Genomic DNA, 3,587 nt, shown 5'->3' on the forward strand with positions numbered 1-3,587 from the left:
TGCAGCAATATCACTATGTGAAGCATTATAAACCGCTTTCCCGTCTTTAATCAAAATTAATTGTGGCGATTGATGTACAACGCCAAAACGAATAACAATTTCATTAGAAATATCCCGATGTTCTAGCAGGTCTAAGAAATAAGGTGTAACTTTAGATGTCAAATTGAACTCGCTTTCAAATTGTTTCAACGCCATTCTACTCACGCTACAACGGGTACTGTGTTTAAAAATAGCAACTGGAGTTTCAGTTGATTTATTTATGATTTCATTCAATTGTCCCAAATCGGTTAAAGGTATCCATTCAACATTGGAATTGTTGGTAGTTGGTTCTGAACTACCGAAAAGGTTTTTTAGTAAACTCATTTTGTCTAGATTTGTGTCATTTTGGCATTAAAACATGATGAAAATCATAATTTTAAAGACATTTTGACTGTATTTTTACATTGGAATATAAATTGACCAAGTATAAGCAAAAGTAACAACTTTAAACAATATCAAACAAGTTTAAACAAACACAACAACAAAATATGAACATCAATAAATACACCATCAAATCGCAAGAAGCGTTGCAACAAGCACAGCAAATTGCACAAAGTTTTGGACAACAACAAGTCGAAAACGAACACATTTTCAAAGGCATTTTGGAAGTTGATGAAAATGTGACGCCTTTCATTTTGAAAAAACTCAACGTTAATGTGGAGTTATTCAAGAAAGTATTGGATAGCACCATTCAAAGTTTTCCAAAAGTTTCGGGCGGTGACCTAATGTTTTCTCGCGAGGCAAGTACAACTTTGAACGAAGCCGAAATCATTGCCAAGAAAATGAACGATGAATTTGTTTCTATCGAACATTTAATCCTCGCCATTTTTAAATCGAAAAATAAAGTTGCGCAGATTTTAAAAGATCAAGGTGTTACTGAAAAAGGGTTGCAAGCTGCCATTGCCGAAATACGAAAAGGCGAACGCGTAACCTCTGCCTCTGCCGAGGAAACTTATAATGCACTGAACAAATATGCCAAGAACCTAAACGAACTAGCACGCACAGGTAAACTCGACCCAGTGATTGGCAGGGATGAAGAAATTAGAAGAGTGTTGCAAATCTTAACCCGTCGAACCAAAAACAATCCAATGTTAGTAGGCGAACCAGGCGTTGGAAAAACCGCTATTGCCGAAGGTTTGGCACACCGAATTGTAGACGGCGATGTACCAGAGAATTTGAAAGACAAGGTTGTTTATTCCTTAGATATGGGTGCTTTGATTGCTGGGGCCAAATACAAAGGAGAATTTGAAGAACGTTTGAAATCAGTGGTGAAAGAAGTAACTTCAGCCGAAGGCGATATTGTACTTTTCATTGATGAAATTCACACGTTGGTTGGCGCTGGTGGAGGTGAAGGCGCTATGGATGCAGCTAATATTTTGAAACCTGCTTTGGCTCGTGGCGAACTTCGTGCTATTGGTGCTACAACATTAGACGAATACCAAAAATACTTTGAAAAAGACAAAGCACTCGAAAGACGTTTTCAGAAAGTGATGGTGGATGAACCTGATACCGAATGCGCCATCTCTATCCGGCGTGGGATTAAAGAAAAATATGAAACTCACCACAAAGTGCGTATCAAAGACGATGCAATTATTGCTGCGGTGGAATTGTCGCAACGCTATATTACCAATCGTTTCTTACCCGATAAAGCCATTGACTTGATGGACGAAGCCGCTTCCAAGTTACGCATGGAGATTAATTCAAAACCTGAGGAATTGGATGTTTTGGATAGAAAAATCATGCAATTGGAAATCGAAATGGAAGCCATCAAGCGGGAGAATGACGAAACCAAATTGAAAGGTCTCGGAATGGATTTAGCCAATTTAAAAGAAGAGCGCAACGAAATCTTTACCAAATGGAAATCGGAGAAAGATGTCGTGGATAGTATTCAAAACGTAAAGCAAGAAATAGAAGATTTCAAAACGGAAGCTGAACAAGCAGAACGCAATGGCGATTACGGAAAAGTAGCCGAAATTCGTTATGGAAAAATTAAAGACGCTCAAGAACGTTTGGATGCATTACAAGTTCAATTGGAAGAAAATCAATCGGGAACTTCACTGATTAAAGAAGAAGTAACTCGTGAGGATATTGCCGAAGTGGTAGCCAAATGGACTGGAATTCCGGTAATGAAAATGTTGCAAGGCGAACGAGAAAAACTCTTGAAATTAGAAGAAGAATTGCACCGCAGAGTGGTTGGTCAAGAAGAAGCCATAGAAGCCGTGAGTGATGCTGTGCGCAGAAGTCGTGCTGGGTTACAAGACATGAAAAAACCTATTGGCACCTTCCTATTTCTTGGAACCACAGGTGTGGGCAAAACCGAATTAGCCAAAGCTTTGGCGGAATATTTGTTTGACGATGAAAACGCCATGACCCGAATTGACATGAGCGAGTATCAAGAACGTCATTCGGTGAGTAGATTAGTTGGTGCGCCTCCAGGATATGTGGGTTATGACGAAGGCGGTCAATTGACGGAAGCGGTGCGAAGAAAACCCTATTCTGTAATTCTATTAGACGAAATTGAAAAAGCGCATCCTGATACTTTTAATATCCTATTACAAGTTTTAGATGAAGGACGTTTGACGGATAACAAAGGACGTGTGGCTGATTTCAAAAACACCATTATCATTATGACTTCTAATATAGGAAGCGCTATCATACAGGAGAAATTTGATAACCTCAAAGGAAGTGTAGATGCGGCAACTGAAGTCGCTAAAGTGGAAGTTTTGGGCTTACTGAAACAAATTGTGCGCCCAGAGTTTATCAACCGTATTGATGAGATAGTGATGTTTACTCCGTTGACTAGTGCCAATATCAAGCAAATTGTTGGCTTGCAATTGAAAAGTGTAACTAAAATGCTTGCGCATCAAAACATTACCATGGATGCAACACCCGAAGCTATTGATTATTTAGCCGAAAAGGGATACGACCCACAATATGGTGCGCGACCTGTAAAACGAGTTATCCAACGTGAAGTATTGAACCAACTTTCTAAAGAAATATTGGCTGGTAAAGTAACTACGGATAGTATTATTTTACTCGATGCTTTTGACGGACAATTGGTATTTCGAAACCAAAGCGAGTTGGTAAGCTAAGAACTTGATTGATATAAAATGATTTGGATTGAAAAACCCCGATGGTTCATGACTATCGGGGCTTTTTTGTGATAGGTGCCAAATTTTCAACGTATTGCATTTTTATTCCTGACATTAGTTGGGGTTAAAAACTGGGTATATGGATTCTCCAATCGTCAGCTGGGATTGAACGCAGTGCTTTTATTAGCATGCAAGAACGAATAGTATTCAACAAATAAAAAGCACTTTTGATGATTTGTAATAAAAGAATTAATTATATATTTGGAGTATATAAGCTACTGATTAGCGAATATATACAAGTTAGTGGCAATTTTACCGAAACGACAGCAAAAAAAGGAACTGACAAAATATTTGACCAAATAAATGAATTGTAAAAACTGTAATACCGAAATAAATTCTAAATTTTGTCCAAACTGTGGACAACCATCAAATCTAAAAAGAATTGACGGACATTTC

At 38.2% G+C, this 3,587-nt stretch carries 2 protein-coding genes; one reads left to right on the top strand and one right to left on the bottom strand.

The window, feature by feature from the left end; translation table 11 throughout:
• Nucleotides 1-363, bottom strand: a 363-nt coding sequence (gene ytxJ, locus ACK5ON_RS12965) for a bacillithiol system redox-active protein YtxJ (RefSeq protein WP_409823259.1), incomplete at its 3' end; no start/stop codon positions are given.
• Nucleotides 364-527: 164 nt separating this feature from the next.
• On the opposite strand from ytxJ, the gene clpB reads away from it, so the two are divergent.
• Nucleotides 528-3,131, top strand: a complete 2,604-nt coding sequence (clpB, locus tag ACK5ON_RS12970; protein ID WP_409823261.1) for an ATP-dependent chaperone ClpB — start codon at nt 528-530, stop codon at nt 3,129-3,131.
• Nucleotides 3,132-3,587 lie beyond the last annotated feature (456 nt).

Origin of the sequence: Flavobacterium sp., assembly GCF_046317795.1 — a bacterium.
In the GTDB taxonomy this organism is placed as follows: Bacteria; Bacteroidota; Bacteroidia; order Flavobacteriales; family Flavobacteriaceae; genus Flavobacterium.

What these genes read in the sequence shown, in the direction of transcription:
- clpB (WP_409823261.1), top strand. Translation starts at nt 528, where the DNA reads ATGAACATCAATAAATACACCATCAAATCGCAAGAAGCGTTGCAACAA.